Source organism: Psychroserpens citreus, from assembly GCF_055686305.1.
This window is the reverse complement of sequence record NZ_CM145999.1, coordinates 1371926-1397367: the sequence shown is the minus strand read 5'-3', so window position 1 is coordinate 1397367 and position 25442 is coordinate 1371926. Positions and strand designations below refer to the sequence as shown.

The window sequence follows — 25442 nt, the reverse complement described above, 5'->3', positions numbered from 1 at the left end:
TGTGTGATTTTATTAGCATTTTCTTCAGATTTTAAAATAAAAGACGTCTTATTAAAATCTCCAATGATGACGTATTCCATAAGATGTTGGAATACAATGAAAGTTTATGCCTTAGTTATTAAGGCTTTAGTTAGGTAACCTGTTAGAAAAGCGAAACGATAACAGTTCTTAATTGAGCTTAAAAAAACAAGTATAAACTTTAAACAATTTACAATGAGTAAAACAATTAAAAACAACCTATTTAGGTTTGTGACATTGCGTAATCCACAACTAATAGATAAAAAGGAAGAAAAACCAGGGTTTGTTTTTCATCCCGATGAAAAAGGAGGAAAGTTCTTTTCTGTAATATTAAATAAAACAGCAGAAGAAAGACCAGCTTTACTTAATCAGGCGGCAGATGCTTATACATCAGTAGCATTTAAAACAAGAACCGAATCGAGAGCAATTAATGAAAAGCTTTATTTGTTTTCATCGTGGTTGATGCAACATAAAAATGCATTGTCATTTTCAGAAATTAAAGAAAATTCAAATGGTGTTTCAGAATTAAGCTCAACTCAATTATTACAAATTTGGGACAATTTAATCTATCAAACTATTGAGAAAAAATCAACTTATGTTAGAGAGGCTATGATTCAGCTTTTAGTGGCGAATCAATTTTTGAACGCATTTAATACATTTTCTAATGGGCTGAGTGATGATATTATATTTACAGAGGATCAAGACAAAGAATTTACTAGACGCGCTAATGCAAGTGTGGTTATGTCTAAGCTTTTGTTTAGTAATGCTAAAGCATCTCAAAACCAAAAACGTAAAGCAACTCCAGAACAAGAGCAAAGATCTTTAGATTTAGGAGAGGCTATGTTGGCCAAAGAACGCATTACTAGAAAGAACACACTTTTAAAAGAGCTTAAAAAAGTTAAAGCAAAGTATGTAAAAGACACAGCAAAAACTTCAGAAATTGCCTTAGATGCTCATAATAAAGTTGTGGAGAAACTCAAAGATGACGCCGAGGTTATTGTAGAAGAAACCAATCCAGATACCGGAATAACCACAACCAGAAAAACATATCCAAATCTTAAGTTACCAAAATTTGAATTTACTCCAGAAGAACCAATAACTAAAGCTTATTTATCTGATAAACTAACCTTAGGTTCATTATATGAGTTTGAGGCTCTGGAGTTGGAGCTTCATGATAGTTTCACTGATGCTGAAAAAGCAATAAAGACAAGTATTAGTAATGATCAAAAGATTGTTATTAGTAAAACACCAAAAGCTCCTAAAAAAGTGAGTACTGGTGGCGCCTCATTTAGAGCGACCAATCCATGGGGGAATTCTTTTGATTACAATATTAGCCCATTGTCGTCAATTCATCCTTCAGGTGAACGAGAAGTTTTTATGCTTGTATTTAATTATGTACAAGAGTCTCCTATCGAGAGTATTGATTATACTATTACTTTTGATAACGGTACTCAATCAAGCGAAACAGAATTTGAAATCACATCAAACACTTTCGATACAACATTTGTTAAATTATTTCCATCCCTAATTGCATTTCCAACAGGTACTCAAACCTATACACTTGAAGGAGAAATAACCTTGCAAGATGGAAGAGTTTTGAGTTTTGATAAACAAGTAAATATAAAAAGCCGTACAAATTTTGGCATGTTTACCGTTGATACAGATTCTGGAAACCCAACACAAACAATAGTAAAACCTCAATTATTTGGTGTTACTAACCTTGGAATTGCCGATTTTAGACGTGTGGAACAAGAGGTGTGTTGTTATGTACCTGGAGAAGTGTCGCATATTGAAAATGTGATGGCTCGTGAATATAAAGAGCGATCCACACGTAATTTAGTAAGTTCAGAGGTTACATCAGAACGAACAGAAGAACGAGAACGAGAGAATTTATCAGATACTACCACGACAGAACGATATGAAATGCAAACAGAAGTGTCTTCTGTTTTAAATCAAGATCAAGCACAGTCCCAAGGTGGTAATGCGAATATGAATTATGATGGTAAAGTTTCATTTAGCGCAGGCGCTTATTTTGATTCCTCAAGCGCAAGTTCAACATCTAATTCAAACTCTCAAGCCCAAACTTATGCACAAGAAGTGACAGAACGTGCAATGGAACGTATTGTTGAAAAAACACAAACCAAACGCACGTCTCGTATTTTAAAGGAGTTTGAAGAAAATAACAAGCACGGTTTTGATAATACTAAAGGCGATCAGCATGTTACTGGCGTGTATCGTTGGGTTGACAAGATTTATAAAAACACATTAATTAATTATGGAAAACGGCTGATGTACGAATTTGCGATTCCAGAACCATCTCGTTTTTTTAAGGAAGCAATTTGGAAACAAATTGAAGCTAATGAGGTTGAATCTGCGATTATTATTCCTGAACCTCCTGTACACCCAAGCGATTATGATTTTATTGGGCAATCAAGTGTAAAGAATGCTTCTGACATTACCGAAGATAATTATCAAGAGCTGGCAGCACAATATAATGCAGAGGTTTCTGAGCCTCCTATGGAGTATATGCATATTGGAAAAGCATTTTCGTATTTAGGTAATCCAGGTGGTGGAGAATGGAACGAAAACACCTCTGAAGCTGTTGATTTAGAGGTTCCAGAAGGATATTACACAGTTAATGCCAAAGCATGTTGGTTCGATAGTGAAGATAACGACATTAATAATACTGTTGTATTAGTTGGAGAAAAGCGAATAATTCTAAATTCTTCTTCATTTCCTTTTCCTGTTGTAATCCCTCCTTTCTTACCAACTTCAATTGATAAGTTTACAGAGAAAGTGCCAATTTCAGTATCTCAATTAGGAAACTTATCAGGAAGTATCAATGTGAGCATAGGTGTCAATAGATTACCAGAAACCTTAGAGCAATGGAAAAATGATACTTATAGAGCTATTATGGATGCGTATTATGAGCGCCTACAAGAGTATAATGATGCCCAGGGGCAAGATATTGTTCCGTTCACTGATAAAGAAAAAATAAAATTTAATCCATTACATAACAGAAGTCTTGAGAAAAAGGAATTGAAACGTATTGCGATCGAATTAATTACTAAACCTTTTGAAGTAGTTACTGCTAAAGATGATTATTTAACAGGCTCTAACCCAAGAGTGAAAAGAGATCAAGGATTCCAAGACCATGCAGCAGCGGTTAAATTTTTCGAGCAAGCTTTTGATTGGGATATTATGGCTTATGTGTTTTATCCATATTTCTACGGAAAAGAAGCCAATTGGAAAGATTTGTTCCAAGCACAAGATGCTGCAGATCCATTATTCCAGGCCTTCTTACAATCAGGGATGGCACGAACTGTAGTTCCTGTGAGACCTGGATTTGAAGATGCTGTAAACTGGTATATGGAAACTGGAGAAATTTGGAACGGTCAAGGTTTGGTCATAGACCAAGATGATGATCTTTATGTGTCTGTAGCTGAAGAAATGCAAACGATTGAAGGTGTTGTTGAAGGCACCTGGGAAACACGTTTACCTACAGCATTAACCATTTTGCAAGCTGAATCTGCAGCCCTTTTAGAAAGCGGATTACCGTGTTTTTGTGAGGAGCATACTGACGATAATACTATCATGTCGAGCTCAGAACTTTTAAGAGGAGATGATGATAGTGCTGGTGTTGGTGTGGATTTATTAAGCTAATAATAATTAGTTAAAAACAGATACCACAATGGAAACAAAACCACAACAGATAGATAAGATTGTATATTCCCTATGGACAAAACCTAGCGGAAATATACTTGAGAACGCGGTCAATTGGCATTCACCAAAAGCACAACTTGCTTGTTTAGCATTGTCTGTATTAACATCTCAAAGGTTTTTTTCTGAAATTGAACTGGTAACAGATAGCGAAGGTTGGGACGTGATAAAACAACTCAACCTTCCTTTCACGTCTGTGAAGACAATTTTGGATGATATCCCAGAATCACAATATGGATTTTGGGCCTTAGGAAAAATACATGCTTACAAAGCACAAGACAAACCCTTTGTGCATTTAGATAATGATGCTATTCTTTGGAAAGGACTCCCTAAGTGGGCTCAAGACGCACCAATTTTTGTGCAAAATACCGAAGATAAGCGTTGGTTTGAAAGTGTTTACCGAGCCGAAATCAATCACGCAAATAAAGTGCTTAATTATTTTCCTAAGAATTGGAATGTGGCCAAAGAAGCCTATTGTACAGGTGTTTTTGGAGGTACTGATATCGATTTTATTCAGCGTTATTGCAAAGAAGCTTTAAAGTTTATCAATGATAAACGCAATGCCAAAGCCTGGAAAACCATTGACAACAAAGGTTCATACTGTATCATTTTTGAGCAATACATTTTGGCCTGTTTGGCACAATACTATCAGATAGACACCGTATTTTTTGATCAATTTCTAGATAAAAAACGTTTACGAGATTTAGGCTTTACCCACATTTGGGGAGCCAAAGCCGATAAAAACCTTGAAATGGTGTTATTGCGACGTTTACATCGAGAAGACCCAAAAACCTTTGAGCTCGTAGCGAAGCTATTTAAAGAACAAGCGGCTATAAAAGCCGCATAACAAGTCTCATAAATCAAGGCATAATTCACAACCGAGATTAAACCCATTCTGGCTAAGACTATAGACTCTAAAGTAATCTTTGGTTAGAAGTGTTATGTCTTGATTTTATATGAGAAGTATAATAAAAATTAAAGATAAACTAATGATTTTAGATCAATCGGAAGCTAGATCTAAATCGTTCAAAATAAATAAACATATGAATTATGAACAATATAACTATTGAAAATAAAGAGGTAACAGATGTTCACATACGTATAGGTTTTGTTGATAATAAAACCTATGTCAGAACTTTTGAAAACTCATTTATCAATAATTTAGGCAGTAAAGATGTTTACATTTTAGCTGATAAAAATAAAACCACAGAAGAGAATTATTATAGTGTAACCGATTTTACAAAAACAGGTTTAACACATTATAATATTACTAAGATTTATAGCATTGGACTGGGCGTTTCAATAGTTGAGTCAATTAGAGAAAATAAAGAGATTGTTCCAAATATTGTAGAACAAATTATGGATTGGATTGGCATCCCCCAGTCGCAAAAACGTAATGATTGGACCTTTTCTATTAGGTCTATGATATATAATTACGTTGAGCATTATGATGATTTTACACCACCAAACGCTTTTGACAAGATGTTTAATGTATTTCAACTGTGTTTGAAATTAGGTATAATAGATATGTCTAATATTGCTGAATTTGTATCTAAGGAAATTTTTTTCGCTTTAGCCGAGACCATAAGAGCACAAAAATTAGATGACAATAGGTGGAAGGATCCTGACTCAGAAGATTATGATCCTTTATTTGGAGTGCCTAAGTCAGTAAAAACAATTGCTTTTATATTAGATGGTTTAGTAGAGCAACCACAAGTAAAATTACCTGTAGACCATAAGTTTACGGTAAAAGACCTAGAGAACATTCAAAGCTTTCCTGAACTAATTTATGAGGCTACAGATCAAATAGTGAGGTGGCTTAAAAACTTTATTACGCAACAGATTTACAGTGTAAGCATGAAGCTTGAGCAAACGATACAATTGTATAATGCTTTTACAGTAGGTTTTATTAATGGAATTATTGAGCTTGTTGCTAGTATCGTTGAAGCTATTGGTTTTATGATTAGCCTATTTCAGTTTGAAGTACAAAGTGAGTTAGTAGAAAGCATAAGTACATTTATTAACAAACTTGACTGGGCCACGATTAAGATAATGATTAAGTCATCTATAAAAGAATTTTTTGAATATATATCAAGTTCAGATATGTATCAAAAGGCCTATGACTTTGGGGTTTTTATCCCTCAACTATTAGAAATTATTATAGATGCCATTACTATAAGTAAAGGTGCTGCTAAGGTGGTTAAAAAAATGAAAGATATCGCTGATATTTTGCTTGAACTTTTAAAAGATGCTAATAAAATAATTAAGGATTTTGAGGCTCAAATACTTTTAAAACTTGATAGAAAAACTCTAAAAGAGCTTCGAGAGAAGGGGGTTACAATAGATGTCGAACTTGTTTATACAGGAAGTTCTAAACCTGCTTATTCGGGCTTACCAATAAAAATACCAGATGGGAATAAATACCATATAAGATATAAAGGTGTTGTATTAGAAAGCTTTGAAAACGAAAAGGATGCGAATAAGTTTTTAAAAAAAATAAATAAAGATGAATCATATTTAAAAGATTTGTTCTTTGAAAAAGCATTAAAACCCTTTACTAAATTAAGGAAAGACTTATTAAATTTAGATGAAGTCGGCTTAATAAACTTATTTAAAAAAGAGCTCAATGTAAAACATTTCAAGACTAAGGATTTGATTAATTTTAGAGACAGAATGCTAAGAAGCTACCCAAGATTAAAACATCATTATAATCCATTAACAGGAAAAACAACATCAGTTAACATTGCTGAGTTTATTATAAACTCAAAAAAGAAGGGTAAATCAATTCATAAAAACCACAAAGTACTTAGTCATTCGGGTTATGAACAAATTTATAAGGAATTTGTAAAAACAATAGATGACAATAAGTTTCTAGAAAATGTGAAAGACCTTAAAGGACGAAGCAAGAGAAATGATAGTGAGATTAAATTCGTGTATGAGTTTTTAGTTAACCATATTCATAGGGCAGATGAGTTTGTAATTGAAACAAAGAATATTTATTTTGCTTGCACATCATGTCAACGTGAGTTAATCATGTTAAAAAGATATGCTGAAAGTATTGGCAAGAAAATTGAGTTTAAAATTTTTGGAGATGAAGATATATTAGGAAACAAACAATTAATAGATAAAACAAGATAAAATGATAATAGAATATTTAAAATCCATGAAAAACAACCCTAAGCCTAATAAAGGTTTAAGTGAAATGAGGGGTTTGACATTGGAACGTATTATAGAATTAGAACTGGAGCTGAACCAAGGAAACCCTTTCCCTAAAGTATACAGAGAGTATTTGTATTTAGGAGGAGAGTTTAATGCGTTGGGATTACAAACTTTAGCTGATGGCGACAATGGAGGTGATATACTTATTTCCCATAATTATGTTAATAGTTTTTTGGCAAAAAACAGGATCAATACATTAGAAAGACCATATGTAGTACTGCATTTATATGATGATAACGGGTTTATTTTTTGTTATACTGATGAAGGTGACAATCCTAAAACATATATTTTTGAGCCTTATAACGATTTTAATAAACTCAACCCCTCTATAGAACCTGTAAGAAACAAACCGAACCTTAAAGAGTTTATTGATAAACAAGTAGATCTAGCTTTAAAGGGGTTGCAATCATTTTAGAATAAGAGCAATTTATTATTTTTAAAACCGTTTCTTATGAGGCGGTTTTTTTTGTTATATAACTTTCTATAAAATCTATGAATAAACTTAAATTTAAAAAAACAGAAACAGGAAATAGCTGGGTAGAATCCAATGAGGACAAATATCTATTATTAGGATATTTTATAGGAGATTATTCTAATTCAAGCTACATACAAAGTAATATTATTGAGCCGTTAGAAAAAATATTAAAAGATGAAAAGAGTTTTGGCGAAATTATGGAGGGCTTCGCAGAATGGGATTTTGATGATGGGCATTGTATATTAGAAGTTGAAGAAAAAACAGCATATTTTGTAAATGAAAGAGATTCAAGCCAAAATTTAGAAATGCCTTTGGAGGAGGTGGTCAGTTATCTTAAAAAATGGAAATCTTTTTTAGAAACAAAACATACTTGAACCAGGAAAAATATAGCTTTAATTTAATTTAAAACTCTTGAACATTATATATTTAAAACAACTAGAAAAACACCCTAACTTAAACCCTAAGTTTACTGCTCAAGGATTATCAATTGAGGAAATAATTGATTTAGAATTAAGTTTAAATGACGAACAACAATTCCCAAAAGCTTTCCGAGAATATTTATTTATAGCAGGGAAAAAGAGTGGCACAGGTGTTGTTGATAATGATTTTAAAGACCTTAAGGTAACTTGTAACGACGACATGAAATATTGTGGATATGAATTAGATAGACCATATTTTGTGTTTGATAATTTAGATAGTCAATATAGCTTCTTTTATCTTGATGAAAACAATGAAGATCCAGATTGTCATATTTTAGATCCTTTTGGTAAAAAGGAAGGGCATTTTCCCATTACTAGACCAATGAAATTTACATTTTCAGAACTCATTAATGAGTCAATAAGACGCATTAAATCTAGAATACGACATTAATATATCGCTGTTCAACTAATTAGGATTATGAAAAAAAAAAAAAGACCAAGCTTTACCTGGTCTTTTTTATATTTATAAAAAACATAAGATGTCTTGGAAAGAAGCTGCAGAAATGAGTAAACAATTTGTACAAAAAGAATTGTACAATGAAAATAATCAACCTTTTGATTCGTGTTCTGATTGTAAAAACAAATTAGAGGGAGATTATAAAATATTTAAAAGTTACTCTAGGCTAACCAAAAATGAGAAACACAAACTTATTTTTGGGATAGCACTTTGCAGCCAATGTCTTGAAGCTTATGCCTCTGAGATTTCCAAATCTACAACATCTAAATTGGAAGCACTTAGAGAGACCTATCCAGATTTTGGCGTAACGAGTATAGATATCTCTTTTCTCTGGGGTATGGATGATAATCAAGTTCACAGGTGTGCAATATCCAACAAAACTATTAACGAATTAAATGAATATCAGATATCTGCTATATGTTATAATGACAAACAAATTACACCAATATCCATACTTGGTGACGAGGGTTTAAAAGAGTATCAAGACTGTATATCTGATGAAACACAGGGCTATATTGATGATTTTGTAAATAGAGTCATAGACTTACCACCCGAAATAGAAGTATTATTAAAGGACGACCATCTTGTATTAATTTAATAGCTTTTTATGTACCTAGCCCTAGATGTCCATTATAAAACTAACCATGCCAAAAGTGTTGGCATCACGTTTTTAAGCACAAACGATCAAGTGCCTCAAAATGTTTTCATTGAAATGATAGAAGATGTGGCGGTCTATCAACCAGGTGAATTTTACAAACGCGAGCTACCCTGTTTGCTTAAAGTGATTTCAAAAATAGACCTCAATACGATAACAGCTATTATTGTTGATGGTCACGTCTATGTAGATAATCATGGTCAGTTTGGATTAGGTGGCCATTTGTATGATGCTATAGACAAAAAGGTTCCCGTTATTGGCGTAGCCAAAAGAGAATTTCATGCTAATAAGGAAACAGTTAAAGATATCTTTAGAGGCACGAGCAACAACCCACTTCACATTTCAGCCATTGGTATGGATCTAGAAATCGCAGCACAATGCATCCAAGAGATGCATGGTGATCATAGACACCCAACACTTCTTAAATTCCTAGACGCAGTCACAAAATCAGAATAAAACAAATTACAAAATTTAACATATATTTTTTGTAAAATGTTTGTATAATTTATCACATATGATTATATTTGTATTCGCTTTTCTAACAACGTTTACCGTTAGTTATGCTATTTTAGAATAGCAATTTAAACAATTCGTGTTAAGTGGAAACTCATAAAACCTAGATTAATCCTATTCTGGTTAAGATGTATATAAACAACAAGTAATCTTTGGTAACGAGTTTGGTCTACTTAAAATTAATTCAAACATATGTATGAAATGAGTGTTAATAAAGTTAATCACCTTTTTAAGAATGTGATTCAGCTTTTTAATACGAAAACGCAGTGTTTCCAGAGGTGAATATATTTTTATTCACTTAATCATTAATAAAAATATAGAACCGATGAACATAATATCTAAAGCGCTATCTGAATATGGCGTTAAAGAAACGGTTGGCTCCAAAGACAACCTTAGAATTTTGAAATACTTTAATGAATTAGGTTTTGATGGATCAAAACTTAAAGACGAAACCGCCTGGTGTAGCGCGTATGCTAATTGGGTGGCTAAAACAGCTGGATATGAATATTCTGGTGATTTAACCGCCAGAAGCTGGTTACGTGTTGGCACCTCAACACGAACACCTAAAGTAGGCGATATTGTTGTCTTTTGGCGAGAATCTCCTCGAAGCTGGAAAGGTCATGTGGGCTTTTACATTAAAGAGACAAAAAACTATGTCTATGTCTTAGGTGGTAATCAGCGAAACATGGTATGCATTAAGGCTTACCCCAAACCAAAAGTGTTAGACTATAGACAACTAGCACACATTGAATAACCCATAAAAACCATTGATATGGAAAAAGTAATCAAATTTATGTTTTGGTTACTTGCGCTCCTGTCTCCTGTTCATGCTGTTATGGTAACCATGGTGTTTTTAATCATTGTCGATTTTATTACAGGTGCCTACGCCTCTATTAAAAATCGAATACCCATTCGTAGCTCTAGAATTGGTCACACCATTTCTAAGTTCTTTATCTATAATCTGGTCATTTTAGCGGCCTTCTTTTTAGAAGAATACATCGTTAATGAAGTGCCGTTTTTAAAGATAATTGCTGGGTTTATTGCGATTACTGAAATCAAATCCATACTGGAGAACTACAATGTAATCTATGGAAAAAACCCGTTTAAAGCGCTGATTAACTTAATAAAGTTAACCTCGCTAAAGGATACCATAGAAACACTTACAGAAGACGACGAATCTGCACAACAAAAGGATTCAGGGTAAAGTAACCACAAAGCCAATGACATTCTTGGTCTAGTTTCAGGAAGCGAAACAGATCAAGAATTGAGGCTTTATACTATAAATTTTAATATCACAATTATGAAAACACAACACATTTCCACAGAAAAAACACTGCTACTTATTATTCTAACCATTATCATTTTTAATTTGCTAACAAAGCAATGTGTTAGCAACCCTTCCGATAGACAAACACCAAAAGTGACTATTGTTAGAGACACTATATGGCAGATTAAAGTAGACACGTTTAAAGTACAAACGCTGAGGTATAAAACCGTGTATGTTGATAGAGATAACCCTACAACGATTAACGAAACACGTTCTAATGCAAAAGACGCATCAAAACTTGTTGAGGCTAAAGTATATAAAGACACACTTAGCAATGACGACATAGATATTTTTAGCTTTAATCTTGTAGAAGGGAACCTTCTCGATAGTGAGATTTCTTATAAACTCAAACTGCCTCGAGAGATTACAGTGACCAACACCATTGAATACCCAAAAACTTATAGAAGCGGACTCTATTTCTTTTCTGAAATTGGAGGTAATCAAACCCGATTTGATAACATCAGCTTCGGTATACAATATAACCGAAAAGGCAAATGGTTTGTAAGTTACAGGGCAAATTTAAATCAATTACAGCAACCAACGCATAATGTTGGTGTTGGAGTTCGATTGTTTAAATAGTGATTTAGTGTTATATAACACCTTACAAACCATGACTTAAGTCATATTTTAAGCCTAAAGATTGAAGTAACTTTAGTTATAATTTAAATCGTCAGGTCATGGGAAATTTAAATGTTACTAAACTGTCTAAAAAGAAAGACAAGGCAAATTATATCCATCAACTTACTAAAGACATTGAAGCTTTAGACTTTATGATTGAGAATGATATGATTGAAAAAGCACCAATTCGTATTGGTGCAGAACAGGAGTTTTGCCTCGTTAATGAAGAGTTTTTACCTAGCGGAAATGCGCTAGATATTCTAAAAGAGATTGATGACGAGCACTTTACTACCGAAATAGGAAACTATAATCTTGAAATCAATCTCGATCCTTTTGAACTCAAAGGCGATTGCTTTTCAAAGCTTCATAACCAACTGAAGGAATTATTAGATAAAGCAAAAGCTGTTGCAGAAAAACATAACACTAAAATTGCACTTACTGGCATTTTACCCACACTATCACTCAAGCATATTACAATTGATAATATGACACCAATACAACGGTATTACGTCTTAAATGAGGCGATAAAAGAATCTAGAAAGCAAGATTTCGATATTCATATTAAAGGGGTTGATGAGCTCAATTTATTACATGATTCTGTGATGTTAGAAGGTTGCAACACAAGCTTTCAGGCACATTTGCAGATTCATCCAGACGACTTTATTAAAAGCTATAATTGGGCACAAGCCATTTCTGGTCCTGTGTTGAGCGTGTGTACAAATTCACCATTTCTTTTCGGAAAAGAGCTTTGGAGTGAAACGCGTATTGCCTTATTTACACAAAGTGTAGATACAAGAGCGAATTCATTTTTACTCAATGAAAAACAATCTAGAGTAAGTTTTGGAAATAGCTGGGAAACCGGAAGTGTATCCGATATTTTTAAAGATAATATCTCTCGATTTAGAAGTTTAGTAACTGCCGAGTTTGAAAAAGATAGTCTTACCATGTTACAAAACGGTGAGATTCCGAAGCTTAAAGCATTATGTCTCCACAACGGAACAGTATATCGTTGGAACCGCGTGTGCTATGGTGTTGGTGGAGGAAAACCGCACTTAAGAATTGAAAACAGATACATTCCTTCGGGCCCAACCATGAAAGATGAAATTGCAAATATGATGTTTTGGGTCGGATTGATGATTGGTCGTCCAAAATCGGAAAATAACATTCATGAGACGATGGACTTCAAAGATGCTAAATTCAACTTTTTTAAAGCAGCACGATATGGAATGGCTGCACAGTTTACTTGGAAAGAAAAAACCATTTCAAGTCAACGTTTAATTTTAGATGAGTTATTACCAATGGCGTATCGTGGATTATATAAAATGGGAATTTCCCCTAAAGACGCAGAGCATTATTTAACCGTTATCGAAAACCGAGTGAATATTCACAATGGTTCAGAATGGCTTACCAAAAGCTACAGAAGTTTATTAAAACGAAAAAAACCTATTGAAGCCCTACAAGTATTAACAGCTAATATGTATTTAAAACAGGAACATGATTATCCTGTGTCTACATGGGAAGTGCTTGATGAAGATGCACACACAACTTTCGATATTAACAAGAAAGTGGTGCATATCATGAATACTGATTTGTTTTCCGTAGGAAAAAAAGACAGTCTAGAATTGGTGCTTAATATGATGCAGTGGAAAAATATTCACCATATGCCAGTTATTAATTCTAAAAAAGATTTAATAGGGTTGTTGAGTTGGTCGGATATTAAAAACCATATTAATGAAATTGAAGAAAGTACAAAGTCAGTACAAAACTTTATGAAAGATGAGGTTATAACAGTGACTAAAGAAAAATCTGTAGACCAAGCAAAACAGCTTATGAAGCTTCATAATATTAGCTGTCTGCCAGTGGTTAAAGGACAAAAACTAGTCGGAATATTGACTTCAAATGATTTTTAGAACATATGACGACAATCTACAGTAAAGCTATGGATACTTCAATATTTGTAGATCGAATTATAGCTCATATACAAGGTAAAAATCCTGGTGCTACTATTGTGTTTTTTGCAGGCATTCATGGCAATGAAACTGCTGGTGTATTTGCATTAGAACAGGTCTTGAAAACCATACCATCAGAGCAGGTTCATGGGACTATTTATGGTATTTCAGGTAACCTTCAAGCACTTAAAGAACAGCAACGTTATTTAGATGCGGATTTAAATAGACTCTGGACAAAAGAGCAATTAGTAGCGCTTGAATTTAAAAATAGTTTAAATATTGAAGAGCATGAACAACAGGAATTATTCCAGCTTATACAGCAGATTATTAATTCTAATTCAGGGCCATTTTATTTTATAGATTTTCATACGACCTCAAGCAAGACACTACCTTTTATAACTATAAACGATGCGTTAATCAATAGAAAGTTTTCTCAATTGTTTCCAGTACCAATTGTGCTAGGAATTGAAGAATATTTAAACGGACCATTATTGAGTTATATTAATGAATTAGGTTACGTGTCGCTTGGTTTTGAGTCTGGTCAACATGATGATAAAGAAGCGATTGATAATTGTATTTCCTTTATTTATTTGGCTTTGTCCTATGCTGAAATTTTAACAAAAGACACGATTCCGCAGTTAGATAAAGAATTTAAAACATTACAAACAAACGCTAATCATTTGTCTGAAGTATTCGAAGTAATTTATTTACATCGCATTAGAAAAGATGAGATGTTTAAAATGAAGATGGGTTTTAAAAGTTTTCAGGAAATTAGAAAAGGAATGTCTATTGCAACTAGTAATAATTTAGATGTTAAATCAAAGTATAGTGCTTGGTTATTTATGCCACTGTATCAGCCACAAGGTCAAGAAGGGTTCTTTATTATTAGAACGATAAAGCCTTTTGTATTGAAGCTTTCAGCAGGATTAAGACAATTAAAATTTGATCGCCTTTTAGTGTTGCTTCCAGGCATTACCTGGCAAGATAAAAACAAGAAAGCATTAAAAGTTAACTTGAATATAGCTAAGTTTTTTGCAAAATCTATATTCCATTTATTGGGTTATAGAAATAAAAAATTAAACACTAATCATGTATTGCTTTTCAATAGAGAGCGAACTTCAAAAATTGAGTCGTATAAAAACCAATCATGGTATTAACTACAATGATACTCTATTGTTACTAGGTTTTATATCAGCCATTCGTCCCATTGGATCAATAAGAACAGATTTCACGTCTTTTGAAGCCTCAAAACTATAGAGTGGTTGTGCCCAAGCCCAATTAGGTTTCAATGTTGCTTCTGTTGGTTTTTCTCCTAACATTTCACGTAAAGGGATATAAAAATCTTCAAATGTTCCGTCAGTATAAGTAACCCTAACATCAATTGGCATAGGCATTAGTCCAATGCGTTCAAGCGTAACGGTCTTCCCTTTAGGTTTTCTTACCGCATAATCTATAGTATTGGTGGTTTGAGCAAAATCAACAAGATACCAATCCAATTCTAAGCCTGATACTTTTTCAGCAACACGAATAAAATCAAGTGGTTTAGGGTGTTTAAACGCCCATTCTTTATAATAGCGTTTAATAGTTTTATCTAAATTGTCTTCACCTATAATATACCCTAGTTGAGTTAAAAACACACAGCCTTTATAGTAAGCTACTTTTGAGTATAAACTGTTATAGTCATATTTATCAGCGAAAGTGGTCATAGGTTGTTCATCTCCAGTATCGACCAAAGCAAAATAATTGTTATAGGCTCTGAGCCATGGGTTAGGCATGTTTTTTTCAAACATATCATTCATGGCTTTATATTCGATATACGTAGCAAACCCCTCATCCATCCATTCATGTTTTGCTTCATTATTTGCCAACAAAAACTGAAACCAAGTATGCGCTAATTCATGAGATATTGTTCCTTTAAATAAACCATCAAAACTACCTTCACCAGCTACTAATGTGCACATTCCATATTCCATACCTCCATCTCCTCCTTGAATAATAGTGTATTGATCATATGGGTATTTACCAACCAAATCACTATAATAGGTCATTAATTGAGCTGTAAATGGCTGGAGGTATTTCCAATTCTCCAGCTGGTCTTTTGACATCGTTTCTTTATATATGAAATGCAACATTGGCCCATCAGCAACTTGTAAGGTGTCATGAATAAACTCTGGATCTGCAGCCCAAGTAAAATCATGAACATTAGGTGCGTAAAAATGCCATGTTAACTTATCATTTTTAGGAATTACGTTCTTCTTGGTATACCCATGACCAATATCTTCGGCGTTTTGAAGATACCCAGTACCTCCAATCGTATACTCTTTATCGATTGTTATTTTTACATCATAATCCCCCCAAACTCCGTGAAATTCTCGAGCAATATATGGGTAAGCGTGCCAGCCTTCGTCATCATACTCTGCCAGCTTTGGATACCATTGCGCCATAGACAAGGCTACGCCTTCATTATTATTTCGTCCTGATCGACGAATTTGAACAGGAACTTGGCCTTTAAAAACCATATCTAAGTCTACAGTTTCCCCTGGTTTAATGACCGTATTTAATTGTACTTTAACAACTGTTCCGTACATACTATACTGTAGTGGCTTCCCATTTTGTTTAAGGGATTGTATGTCAATATATCCAACTTCATCTGGTTGCAATCTAGCAATTCTACTACCATAAATAGGGTTTTGTTCAGTACCTACATTAGTAGTAAATCGAGAGTCTGGTTTTTTAATACTCTGTACTCTAGCATCCATTTCACTATTAGGTTGAAATGCATTAAAGTATAAATGATAAAAGACCTTGTCTAAAGTATCTGGCGAGTTGTTGGTGTATTTTATATTTTGAGTTCCACTAAATTGGTAAGACGCTACATCCATATCAATAGCCATTGTATAATCGGCTTGTTGCTGCCAATAGCTATCTGTTTTATACACCATTTTTATGTCTTGAGCAAATAGTTTGAATGCCATTAGCATTAGACTTATATATAAGACAGGGCAAGTTTTTAAGCTCATAATTATTTTATTCTGAAATTATTTTGAGTTAGCCAATTGTGAAGCCATAATTAAGGCATTATAGGCGTTTACGATTCGTCCAGATGTCGAGATATCTGAAAATGATTTGATGACTCGGTTTTCACCCACAACAACCTTTGCTTTTATAGGTAAACCAGACTCCATGATTATTTTCTTTACTTGGGATGCTGTCAATTTTGGATATTGAGAACGAATTAATGCAGCAACACCCGATACGTTTGGAGCAGCCATAGACGTCCCTTTTTGAAACTCATATTCATTTTCTGGTGTTGATGAATAAATATCAGTTCCTGGAGCAAATACATCGACAGTTACCTTTCCGTAGTTCGTGTAATCTGCAACCATATTTGTACCATATCTTGGTGCTAAGGCACCAACAGTAATAAAGTTATCAGCAACTTCTGGTCCTGTGCCAATAGCATCGTTAGGATATTTTAAATGGATATCAATATTCTCTTTTTCATTTCCTGCTCCATGAACAATGAGAACATCTTTTTCTGCAGCATATACGATTGCATCTCTTACCCAATTACTATGCGTTGAAAATGTTTTACCAAAACTCATATTAATAACTTTAGCACCATTATCCACTGCGTATTTAATAGCTAATGCTACATCTTTATCATATTCATCACCATTTGGAACTGTTCTAATAGCCATTATTTGTACGTTATTAGCAACACCATTCATGCCCTTACCATTATTGCGTTCTGCAGCTATAATTCCTGAAACATGAGTGCCATGACTTTGGTCTTTGGTAGATGGTTTTGGGTTGTTGTTGCCATACCCAGGTTTATCATTTAAGTCATTGGGATTATCTCCAGTTTTACGTCCTTTCAGGTTTTTGTTTAAATGAACATTAAGACGCTCATTTATAGTTTTGAGGTCGTTTTTTAATCCCTGTTTACCCTCGGCCATAGTCTCAAAATTATTGCTATACATTAGTCTTGCATATTGAATAGCGGTTTGGAGCGTTTCGTCTTCAGTTTTAATACCAAGAACTTCTTTTTTTGTGTAATTAGATTTACCAAAATGTCTTGTAAGAGTTTCATCAGCCGATACAACACCTTGGTAAATCTCATCATATTGGGCTTTTAATGCGAGCTGTTTTTGATACTCATCATTATAAATAGCCTCTGCTTCTGCGAATTTTGGATGGCTACGATCCCCAGAAGCTACTATACGAGTGTATTCCATTTGTTCATCATAACCATCTCCTACAAAGTTCCAACCATGAATATCGTCGATATAACCATTCTTATCATCATCTTTTCCGTTGTTTGGTATTTCATCGGTATTAGTCCAAATAACACCATCTAAATCTTCGTGATCTATATCTATAGCACTGTCTAGAACAGCAACAATTATTTTCTGACCTCGTTTGTTTTTTATAATATCTCTATAAGCTTTATCGACACTCATTCCTGGAATAGTGTCTTTTGCAAGATCTAAATGTGCCCATGATTTTTTTTGGGAATCGCTAAGCTTAGACTCTTTAATTGGTGAGGTGTCAATATTTTCTATCGGTGTAGATATCATGCCACCTGTTGAAGCACAACCTAAAAGAACAATAGATAATGTGTATAGAAATGCTTTAAATATATTTTTCATAATAGTTTAATTAAAAATATCTTTGGTTGAATAAACGTCTTTTAACCTTACACCTTTTTCTGTATGCTGTACAGTGATGATTTCGTTGTGAGCATCGTGTTCAAGAAATAAATAAAACTGTTCATCTGCAGCAAGATTAAGAAACCGTTGTTTTTCATCTAATGTAAGTAAGGGCCTTGTATCATAACCCATAACAAAAGGAATGGGTAAATGGCCAGCGGTAGGTAATAAATCGGCCATAAAACATATTGTTTTTCCTTGATATTGAATCATAGGGATCATTTGTTTTTCGGTATGGCCATTTGCAAAAAAAATATCAAAGCCTAATTCTGAATTTTTTAATATATCATCTTGAGGAAGAGATGTAAATTTTAGTTGCCCACAATCTTCCATTGGCAGAATATTTTCTTGTAAAAAGGATGCTTTTTCTCGATTATTAGGCTTAGTAGCCCATTTCCAATGGTTTTCATTACTCCAAAATTGTGCATTTTTAAAGGCAGGTTCATAACCTGTCCTGTTCTTATTCCATTGAATACTTCCACCACAATGATCAAAATGTAGGTGCGTCATAAACACATCAGTAATATCATCACGATGAAAGCCATGAGATTTTAAGGATGCATCTATAGAGTCGTCTCCCCAAAGGTAGTAGTAGCCAAAAAATTTATCACTCTGCTTGTTACCCATACCAGTATCAATTAAAATTAACCGATCTCTATCTTCAATTAACAAACAACGTGCCGCAATATCTATCATATTATTAGCATCTGAAGGGTTGGTTCTTGTCCACAACGATTTTGGAACGACACCAAACATGGCACCACCATCTAATTTAAAATTTCCAGCGTTTATAGGGTATAATTTCATAATTGCAAATTAATAAATACCGTTGTTTAGGCGATAAGTTTTAGGAGTTTATTAAGATATTACTATTTTTTGGTGTTTTCTAAAATCTAAACTCTCCTTAGTCTATTTGTTTTTTTAGTGGTTTTTAGAATTGTTAACATAGTTTCTTTTATATTTAGCTTTCAAAATTCAGATATATGTTAGAATTAGCGGGAATTATCATTTTAGGAATATTAGCGCAATGGTTTGCTTGGAAGTTTAAAATTCCTGCAATTTTACCCTTAATTTTGATAGGACTTTTGGTTGGCCCTATTGCCGCCGAATATTTATCTGAAGATGGAACAAAATGGATAGAGCCCGTATGGAATGGTAAAAAAGGACTCTTTCCTGGCGAAAGTTTATACTACTTTGTGTCTTTAGCGATTAGTATTATTTTATTCGAAGGCGGATTAACATTAAAGCGTTCTGAAATTAAGAATGTTGGTCCGGTGATTACAAAACTAATCACACTAGGCTCAGCGGTGACCTTTTTTGGAGCAGGTATTGTAGCACATTTTATTTTTAATCTAAGTTGGGATTTAGCCTTTTTGTTTTCTGGATTAATTATAGTTACTGGACCTACTGTAATCACACCAATTTTAAGAAATATCCCACTTAAAAAAGACATATCTACAGTATTAAAGTGGGAGGGAATTTTAATAGATCCAATAGGCGCTTTGGTAGCCGTATTGGTTTTCGAATTTATAAGTGTAGAAGGCGATAGTGGCTTTACAAAAACAGCCTTTATTGAGTTTGGTAAAATTATTCTTTTCGGAACAACTTTCGGGTTTACTTTTGCCCATGCCTTAGCATTTGCTATAAATAAAAAACTGATTCCTCATTACTTACTAAACGTAGTGTCTTTATCTGCGGTTCTATTAGTCTTTGTAGAGTCTGAAATTTTCGCTCACGAATCTGGTTTATTAGCTGTAGTAGTTATGGGAATGGTATTAGGAAACGGAAAATTAGAAAACTTGAAAGAACTCTTGTATTTTAAAGAGTCTTTAAGTGTCCTCCTTATTTCCATTCTGTTTATTCTTTTGGCCGCTAATATCAATATTGAAGATTTAGAATTACTATATACATGGAAAACCGCTGCGCTTTTTGCTATAGTCGTTTTTGTTATTAGACCGTTAGCAGTCTTTCTTAGTACATCTGGTTCCAAATTAAAACTTAACGAAAAACTGTTTGTAAGTTGGGTTGGGCCTCGTGGTATTGTTGCTGCTGGTATTGCCTCTCTTTTTGGAAGTAAGTTATTGAAACAAGGTGTTGAAGGTGCCGAATATATTACACCATTAGTGTTTATGATTGTGTTAGGTACTGTTTTGCTTAATGCCACAACCGCTAGGTTATTTGCAAAGTTGGTGGGTGTGTTTTTAACCCAGTCTAACGGAATTTTAATTATTGGCGCTTCAAAAGTTTCTCGACTCTTAGGGCATTATTTAGAAACTAACGGACGCCATGTTGTGCTTATTGATAGTAATCAAAATAATGTTGATAAAGCAAAAGAATTAGGTTTAGAAGCTTTGAATACCAATATTTATTCTGAAACCTTAACAGATAATATTGAACTTAATGATGTTGGTTATTTAATGGCTATGACAGGAAACAGTGATATAAATAAATATGCAATCAATAAATTTGCAAAGCAGTTTGGTGAGAATGGGTCGTTTAGATTAGTAAGCCCAGTAGAGATAAATAATCCAGAAAACAATCCAAAAGAAGGCCTATTTTCGCACACCGATGATTACAATTCGTTAACAGAAGTAACACGTAAATTCCCTACAATTCAAGAAGTTAATTTGGAAGATAAAGCTCACTATAACAGTCTTATAGAGATTACCAATAAAGACAAAGATATAATCCCGTTATTTATTAAAGATAATGAAGGCGAGTTATACATCATTTCATCCTATAATACAGAGATTGATACTATTGAAGAGAATTTTAAATTGGTGTATTTAGGGAAGCCTTTTAATGTAGAAAAAGTTGCCAATGAAGACTAAATAAGTGTGTTTCTGTTGGTTTAAAACAAAAAAACCGAAGTATTTCACCTCGGTTTAATATTGTAAAAATTTATTCGCAAGATTAATCATTCAACTTCAGTACAGCCATAAAAGCCTGTTGAGGAATTTCTACGTTACCTACTTGTCGCATACGTTTTTTCCCTTTTTTCTGCTTTTCTAAAAGTTTACGTTTACGAGAAATATCACCACCATAACATTTTGCAGTAACATCTTTACGTAAAGCCTTAACCGTTTCACGAGAAATTATTTTTGCACCAATTGCCGCTTGAATTGGAATATCAAACTGTTGTCTTGGTATTAACTCTTTTAGTTTTTCGCACATTTTCTTACCAATATTATGTGCATTATCGGCATGGATTAATGCCGAAAGCGCATCAACTGTTTGTGCATTTAATAAAATATCTAATCGCACTAGTTTTGAGGCTTTCATTCCAATAGGAGAATAATCAAATGATGCATAGCCTTTAGATACTGTTTTTAAGCGATCGTAAAAATCGAATACAATTTCAGCGAGTGGCATTTCAAAAGTTAACTCAACACGCTCTGGAGTTAGATATGTTTGATTCATAATCATCCCGCGTTTTTCAATACAAAGAGACATTACGTTACCAACAAAATCAGCTTTGGTAATAATTGTTGCTTTAATGAAAGGCTCTTCAACACGATTAACTGTTGTTGGTTCTGGTAAGTCTGAAGGATTATTTACAATTAATGCTTCGTCAGGATTTTTATTGGTATACGCATGATACGATACATTCGGAACTGTTGTAATAACAGTCATATCAAACTCACGCTCTAATCGTTCTTGTATAATCTCCATGTGAAGCATTCCTAAGAATCCACAACGAAATCCGAAACCTAAAGCCGCCGAGCTTTCGGGTTGAAACACCAATGACGCATCATTTAATTGTAATTTTTCCATAGAACTACGAAGCTCTTCGTAATCTTCAGTGTCAACAGGATAAATTCCAGCAAAAACCATTGGTTTTACATCTTCAAACCCTTCAACAATATTAGTAGTTGGATTTGCAAAATCTGTAATAGTATCTCCTACTTTAACTTCTTTTGCCGTTTTAATTCCTGTAATTAGGTAACCTACATCTCCTGCTTTAACGCTTTTTTTAGCAACTTGATTTAATTTTAGTGTTCCAACTTCATCAGCAAAATAATCTTTATCTGTAGCGACAAATTTAATTTTTTGCCCTTTTTTAATTTCACCATTAAAAACTCTAAAATATGTTTCAATACCTCTAAAAGTGTTATACACTGAATCAAAAATAAGTGCTTGTAATGGCGCATTAGGATCTCCTTCTGGAGCAGGTATTCGCTCAATTATGGCTTGTAAAATATTATCAACCCCAAATCCTGTTTTTCCGCTGGCGTGAATTACTTCTTCAGGATCGCAACCCAACAAATCAACAATATCATCAGTAACTTCCTCTGGGTTGGCACTAGGCAAGTCTACTTTATTAAGAACAGGAATAATTTCTAAATCATTTTCTAACGCGAGATATAAATTAGAAATGGTTTGAGCCTGAATACTTTGAGCAGCATCAACAATTAATAAAGCACCTTCGCAGGCAGCAATTGAACGGGAAACTTCATATGAAAAATCTACATGACCAGGCGTGTCAATAAGGTTAAGCACATACTCTTGTCCTTCAAAAGTATATTCCATTTGAATAGCATGAGACTTAATCGTAATTCCACGTTCACGCTCTAGGTCCATACTATCCAAAAGCTGATCTTGCTTTTCACGTGCTGTAACAGCACCTGTGTAATCAAGTAATCGATCGGCAAGTGTGCTTTTTCCGTGGTCAATATGTGCAATTATGCAAAAATTTCTAATGTGCTTCATAACATCCTAATTCATCTCAATAAAGATTTGCAAATATAATTGATTTATTATGCATAAAAGGTTATAAATGTTTACAAAACAGGAATAAGTGAGGAAAAACCGTAAATACGATTCAAAAACAAATGTTATATTGCATCCTAAACCCTTATTAATTTTGAAATTCCTGCTGCGTATAAGTTTGTTTTTGATGTGCTCTTTTTTGGGCTACAGTCAAGAATTTTCTATATCTGGTACAGTTTTAGACTCTAATAACCAGCCTATTGAATTGGCAACTATTCTCATTTTAGATTCCGATGAAACCACGATTTTAAGTGGAACTTCAACTGATATTAATGGCGTTTTTAGTTTAAGTAATCTCGCCCCCAATGCTTATATAATAAAAATAAGATTTATTGGGTATCAAGATTACAGCCAAAAAATTGTCTTATCTGGACATTTAGATTTAAAGACGATTCGTCTTGTAGACGATATTGAAAGTTTGGATGAAGTGAGCATTACTGTAAAAAAGCCAACCTTGACCAGAGAGGCAGATCGTCTTGTTTTTGATGTTGAAAACACGGCTTTAATAGAAGGAAATATACTCCAAGTCTTAAAAAGTACACCAAGTGTTTTAGTGATTGGTGATGAGATTACAGTTAAAAATTCTACACCAACAGTGTATATTAACAATCGCAAGGTGCATTTGTCTTCGGAAGACTTAAATCAACTCCTTGAAGGCTCTTCTGCAAATGCCATAAAGTCTGTTGAGGTCATAACGAACCCTTCGGCGCGTTATGATGCCGAAAGTGGCGTTGTATTAAACATTGTGATGAGTAAAAATTTAATTACGGGTTACAGAGGAACAATCTATTCTAATTATACACAAGCGGTGTTCCCAAGGTATAAGGTTGGAACTAGCCACTTTTTTAAAAATGAAGATATTAGTTTCAATATTAATTATGGATACTCTAAAGATAAAATTAATAGAGCAGGAGATGACACGGTAAATTATTTAGACAATGCGACTCTTTTAGACGAAAGCTGGCAATCTATTACTAATAGAAACACATGGTCAGACACACATAATTTGAATGCAAATTTTGATTATTTTATTAATGATAAGAATACGTTGAGCCTTTCAACGAATTCATTATACGTTCCTTATTTCAAATATCGTATAAGTAATAATACAAACATATCTGATCAAAATGGAAGTTTTTTGTCTCGATTTACAGCAGACAATTTATCTAGAGATGATAAATATAATTTAGGTTTTGATTTAGATTTTAATCACGACTTCACTAAAGGGCAATTGGCTTTTAACACACACTACACAACCTATAATTACGAAAGAAATCAATCTGTTTTGAGTGATTTTTATGATCAAAATAATGATTTCCTTAATTCAAGTGCATTTAATACAAATGCTAATCAAGACACTCAAATTATAGCTGCAAAAATAGATTATAGCTTGCCTATAAATGAGCATTCAAATTTTGAAGCAGGGATTAAATTTTCAAACATTAAAGCAGAGAGTAATATCAATCAATTTGATGTTGATATAGTAACTGGAAATGAAACGCTTGATGTGTTAAATTCGGATGCATTTGATTATGATGAGCTCATTTATGCAGGTTATGCAAATTATTCATTGAGCAAAGAAAAGTATGATTTTAGTATTGGTTTGCGTGCTGAACAAACTAATTTAGAAGGTGAATCACCATTAACATCCATTTCAAATTCACAAGACTATTTTGAATTATTTCCTAATGCAAGTTTCTTATACAATCTTTCTGATGCTACAAGTATTTATGCCAATTACAAACGGAGTCTTTTAAGACCAAGGTATGCTGATTTAAATCCATTTCGTTTCTTTTTAAATGAAAACTATGTGGTTACTGGAAACCCGAATTTAATTCCAACATTTGTAGATCATTATGTTATTGGAACCTCATTATTTGATGGTTTATTTACGTTTGAGGCGTATTATGATAATCAAGATGGTGCAATTTTTGAAGTCCCTAGACAAAATAATAACACAAATATTATTGAGTTTACATCTGTAAACTTTGATAAAACGGTTGAGTATGGTTTTGATTTTATTGCTAATTTTGAAGTTACAGACCGATGGTCAGTTTATGCAGTGACATCTTTTTATAATATTGAAGAAGAAGTAGATTTTGGTAATGGTTTTGTAAATCAAGATCAATGGTCAAATTATTCGTCACTAATAAATAATATATCACTTTTAAAAGACAACAGCCTAAATGTGTTTATGGACTTAACTTGGCTTGGGAAAAACCTTCAAGGTTTTCAAACAGTAGAAGATCGTTTGTTTAGTCAATTAGCTATATCAAAAACAGTGTTTAAGAAGCAAGGAACCATTTCATTATCTGTAAGTGATTTTTTTGGTATGCATGATTTCGAAGTCAGTACAAAGTATCAAAACCAATTTAACATCCAGTTTGTTGATATCGACGATCGCTATGTGAGGTTGGGTTTCCGCTATAAATTCGGAAACACGCGACTAGAAACAAATGAGCGTACTACAACTACAGAGGAACGCGACCGTTTAAATAAAGATGGGAATTAGTCTTTCCACTCTGCAATT

The 25442-nt window shown here is 33.5% G+C and carries 19 protein-coding genes; 15 read left to right on the top strand and 4 right to left on the bottom strand.

Going from position 1 to position 25442, the window contains the following annotated elements; all coding sequences use genetic code 11:
- The first annotated feature begins 213 nt into the window (after positions 1-213).
- The 13 genes from ACTU6T_RS06270 to ACTU6T_RS06210 all read left to right on the top strand — a co-directional run bounded on the left by ACTU6T_RS06270 (position 214) and on the right by ACTU6T_RS06210 (position 14587).
- Positions 214-3681, top strand: a complete 3468-nt coding sequence (locus ACTU6T_RS06270) for a hypothetical protein (RefSeq protein WP_460220383.1) — start codon at positions 214-216, stop codon at positions 3679-3681.
- 28 nt (positions 3682-3709) lie between these two features.
- The gene (locus ACTU6T_RS06265; RefSeq protein ID WP_460220382.1) at positions 3710-4585 is read left to right on the top strand and encodes a DUF6734 family protein; all 876 of its coding nucleotides are present in this window, start codon (positions 3710-3712) and stop codon (positions 4583-4585) included.
- Positions 4586-4788: 203 nt separating this feature from the next.
- Positions 4789-6876: a phage tail family protein gene (locus tag ACTU6T_RS06260; RefSeq protein WP_460220381.1), complete on the top strand. Its 2088-nt coding sequence runs from the start codon at positions 4789-4791 to the stop codon at positions 6874-6876.
- A 1-nt stretch (position 6877) separates the two neighbouring features.
- A complete protein-coding gene (locus tag ACTU6T_RS06255) occupies positions 6878-7372 on the top strand; it encodes an SMI1/KNR4 family protein (RefSeq protein ID WP_460220380.1) in 495 nt (164 codons plus the stop codon).
- Between the two features lie 77 nt (positions 7373-7449).
- Entirely contained in the window at positions 7450-7806 is a 357-nt protein-coding gene (locus ACTU6T_RS06250) for a hypothetical protein (RefSeq protein WP_460220379.1), read from the top strand.
- Positions 7807-7843: 37 nt separating this feature from the next.
- Complete coding sequence (locus ACTU6T_RS06245; RefSeq protein WP_460220378.1) at positions 7844-8302, top strand: hypothetical protein; 459 nt, start codon at positions 7844-7846, stop codon at positions 8300-8302.
- A gap of 88 nt (positions 8303-8390) precedes the next feature.
- Positions 8391-8966 (top strand): hypothetical protein, encoded by a 576-nt coding sequence (locus ACTU6T_RS06240; protein ID WP_460220377.1) that lies wholly within the window; start codon positions 8391-8393, stop codon positions 8964-8966.
- Between the two features lie 9 nt (positions 8967-8975).
- On the top strand, positions 8976-9479 hold the full coding sequence (locus ACTU6T_RS06235) for an endonuclease V (RefSeq protein WP_460220376.1): 504 nt from the start codon (positions 8976-8978) through the stop codon (positions 9477-9479).
- A 382-nt stretch (positions 9480-9861) separates the two neighbouring features.
- Positions 9862-10290 (top strand): TIGR02594 family protein, encoded by a 429-nt coding sequence (locus ACTU6T_RS06230; protein ID WP_460220375.1) that lies wholly within the window; start codon positions 9862-9864, stop codon positions 10288-10290.
- An 18-nt stretch (positions 10291-10308) separates the two neighbouring features.
- Positions 10309-10740 (top strand): phage holin family protein, encoded by a 432-nt coding sequence (locus tag ACTU6T_RS06225; RefSeq protein ID WP_460220374.1) that lies wholly within the window; start codon positions 10309-10311, stop codon positions 10738-10740.
- Between the two features lie 96 nt (positions 10741-10836).
- Positions 10837-11442 carry a hypothetical protein gene (locus ACTU6T_RS06220; protein ID WP_460220373.1) on the top strand — a complete coding sequence of 202 codons (606 nt, stop codon included), beginning with the start codon at positions 10837-10839 and terminating at the stop codon, positions 11440-11442.
- 98 nt (positions 11443-11540) lie between these two features.
- Entirely contained in the window at positions 11541-13391 is a 1851-nt protein-coding gene (locus ACTU6T_RS06215; protein ID WP_460220372.1) for a glutamate-cysteine ligase family protein, read from the top strand.
- A 5-nt stretch (positions 13392-13396) separates the two neighbouring features.
- Positions 13397-14587, top strand: a complete 1191-nt coding sequence (locus tag ACTU6T_RS06210) for a succinylglutamate desuccinylase/aspartoacylase family protein (protein WP_460220371.1) — start codon at positions 13397-13399, stop codon at positions 14585-14587.
- Here the strand turns inward: ACTU6T_RS06210 and ACTU6T_RS06205 are convergent, their stop codons facing one another.
- The 3 genes from ACTU6T_RS06205 to ACTU6T_RS06195 form a co-directional block, all read right to left on the bottom strand.
- Positions 14588-16405, bottom strand: a complete 1818-nt coding sequence (locus ACTU6T_RS06205; protein ID WP_460220370.1) for a M1 family metallopeptidase — start codon at positions 16403-16405, stop codon at positions 14588-14590.
- Between the two features lie 63 nt (positions 16406-16468).
- Positions 16469-18082 (bottom strand): S8 family peptidase, encoded by a 1614-nt coding sequence (locus tag ACTU6T_RS06200; RefSeq protein WP_460220369.1) that lies wholly within the window; start codon positions 18080-18082, stop codon positions 16469-16471.
- Positions 18083-18088: 6 nt separating this feature from the next.
- Positions 18089-18949, bottom strand: coding sequence for an MBL fold metallo-hydrolase (locus ACTU6T_RS06195; RefSeq protein ID WP_460220368.1), 861 nt, complete (start codon positions 18947-18949; stop codon positions 18089-18091).
- A 176-nt stretch (positions 18950-19125) separates the two neighbouring features.
- On the opposite strand from ACTU6T_RS06195, the gene ACTU6T_RS06190 reads away from it, so the two are divergent.
- Positions 19126-20973: a cation:proton antiporter gene (locus tag ACTU6T_RS06190; RefSeq protein ID WP_460220367.1), complete on the top strand. Its 1848-nt coding sequence runs from the start codon at positions 19126-19128 to the stop codon at positions 20971-20973.
- An 82-nt stretch (positions 20974-21055) separates the two neighbouring features.
- On the opposite strand, the gene lepA is transcribed toward ACTU6T_RS06190, so the two are convergent.
- Complete coding sequence (gene lepA / locus ACTU6T_RS06185) at positions 21056-22852, bottom strand: translation elongation factor 4 (RefSeq protein WP_460220366.1); 1797 nt, start codon at positions 22850-22852, stop codon at positions 21056-21058.
- A 187-nt stretch (positions 22853-23039) separates the two neighbouring features.
- On the opposite strand from lepA, the gene ACTU6T_RS06180 reads away from it, so the two are divergent.
- On the top strand, positions 23040-25424 hold the full coding sequence (locus ACTU6T_RS06180; RefSeq protein WP_460220365.1) for a TonB-dependent receptor domain-containing protein: 2385 nt from the start codon (positions 23040-23042) through the stop codon (positions 25422-25424).
- Positions 25425-25442: the final 18 nt, after the last annotated feature.

Coding starts and splice junctions, on each gene's coding strand:
- ACTU6T_RS06190 (WP_460220367.1), top strand. CDS start 19,126: ATGTTAGAATTAGCGGGAATTATCATTTTAGGAATATTAGCGCAATGG.
- lepA (WP_460220366.1), bottom strand. CDS start 22,852: ATGAAGCACATTAGAAATTTTTGCATAATTGCACATATTGACCACGGA.
- ACTU6T_RS06240 (WP_460220377.1), top strand. CDS start 8,391: ATGTCTTGGAAAGAAGCTGCAGAAATGAGTAAACAATTTGTACAAAAA.
- ACTU6T_RS06215 (WP_460220372.1), top strand. CDS start 11,541: ATGGGAAATTTAAATGTTACTAAACTGTCTAAAAAGAAAGACAAGGCA.
- ACTU6T_RS06180 (WP_460220365.1), top strand. CDS start 23,040: ATGTGCTCTTTTTTGGGCTACAGTCAAGAATTTTCTATATCTGGTACA.
- ACTU6T_RS06260 (WP_460220381.1), top strand. CDS start 4,789: ATGAACAATATAACTATTGAAAATAAAGAGGTAACAGATGTTCACATA.
- ACTU6T_RS06220 (WP_460220373.1), top strand. CDS start 10,837: ATGAAAACACAACACATTTCCACAGAAAAAACACTGCTACTTATTATT.
- ACTU6T_RS06210 (WP_460220371.1), top strand. CDS start 13,397: ATGACGACAATCTACAGTAAAGCTATGGATACTTCAATATTTGTAGAT.
- ACTU6T_RS06235 (WP_460220376.1), top strand. CDS start 8,976: ATGTACCTAGCCCTAGATGTCCATTATAAAACTAACCATGCCAAAAGT.
- ACTU6T_RS06205 (WP_460220370.1), bottom strand. CDS start 16,405: ATGGCATTCAAACTATTTGCTCAAGACATAAAAATGGTGTATAAAACA.
- ACTU6T_RS06265 (WP_460220382.1), top strand. CDS start 3,710: ATGGAAACAAAACCACAACAGATAGATAAGATTGTATATTCCCTATGG.
- ACTU6T_RS06225 (WP_460220374.1), top strand. CDS start 10,309: ATGGAAAAAGTAATCAAATTTATGTTTTGGTTACTTGCGCTCCTGTCT.
- ACTU6T_RS06255 (WP_460220380.1), top strand. CDS start 6,878: ATGATAATAGAATATTTAAAATCCATGAAAAACAACCCTAAGCCTAAT.
- ACTU6T_RS06270 (WP_460220383.1), top strand. CDS start 214: ATGAGTAAAACAATTAAAAACAACCTATTTAGGTTTGTGACATTGCGT.
- ACTU6T_RS06195 (WP_460220368.1), bottom strand. CDS start 18,949: ATGAAATTATACCCTATAAACGCTGGAAATTTTAAATTAGATGGTGGT.
- ACTU6T_RS06230 (WP_460220375.1), top strand. CDS start 9,862: ATGAACATAATATCTAAAGCGCTATCTGAATATGGCGTTAAAGAAACG.
- ACTU6T_RS06200 (WP_460220369.1), bottom strand. CDS start 18,082: ATGAAAAATATATTTAAAGCATTTCTATACACATTATCTATTGTTCTT.
- ACTU6T_RS06250 (WP_460220379.1), top strand. CDS start 7,450: ATGAATAAACTTAAATTTAAAAAAACAGAAACAGGAAATAGCTGGGTA.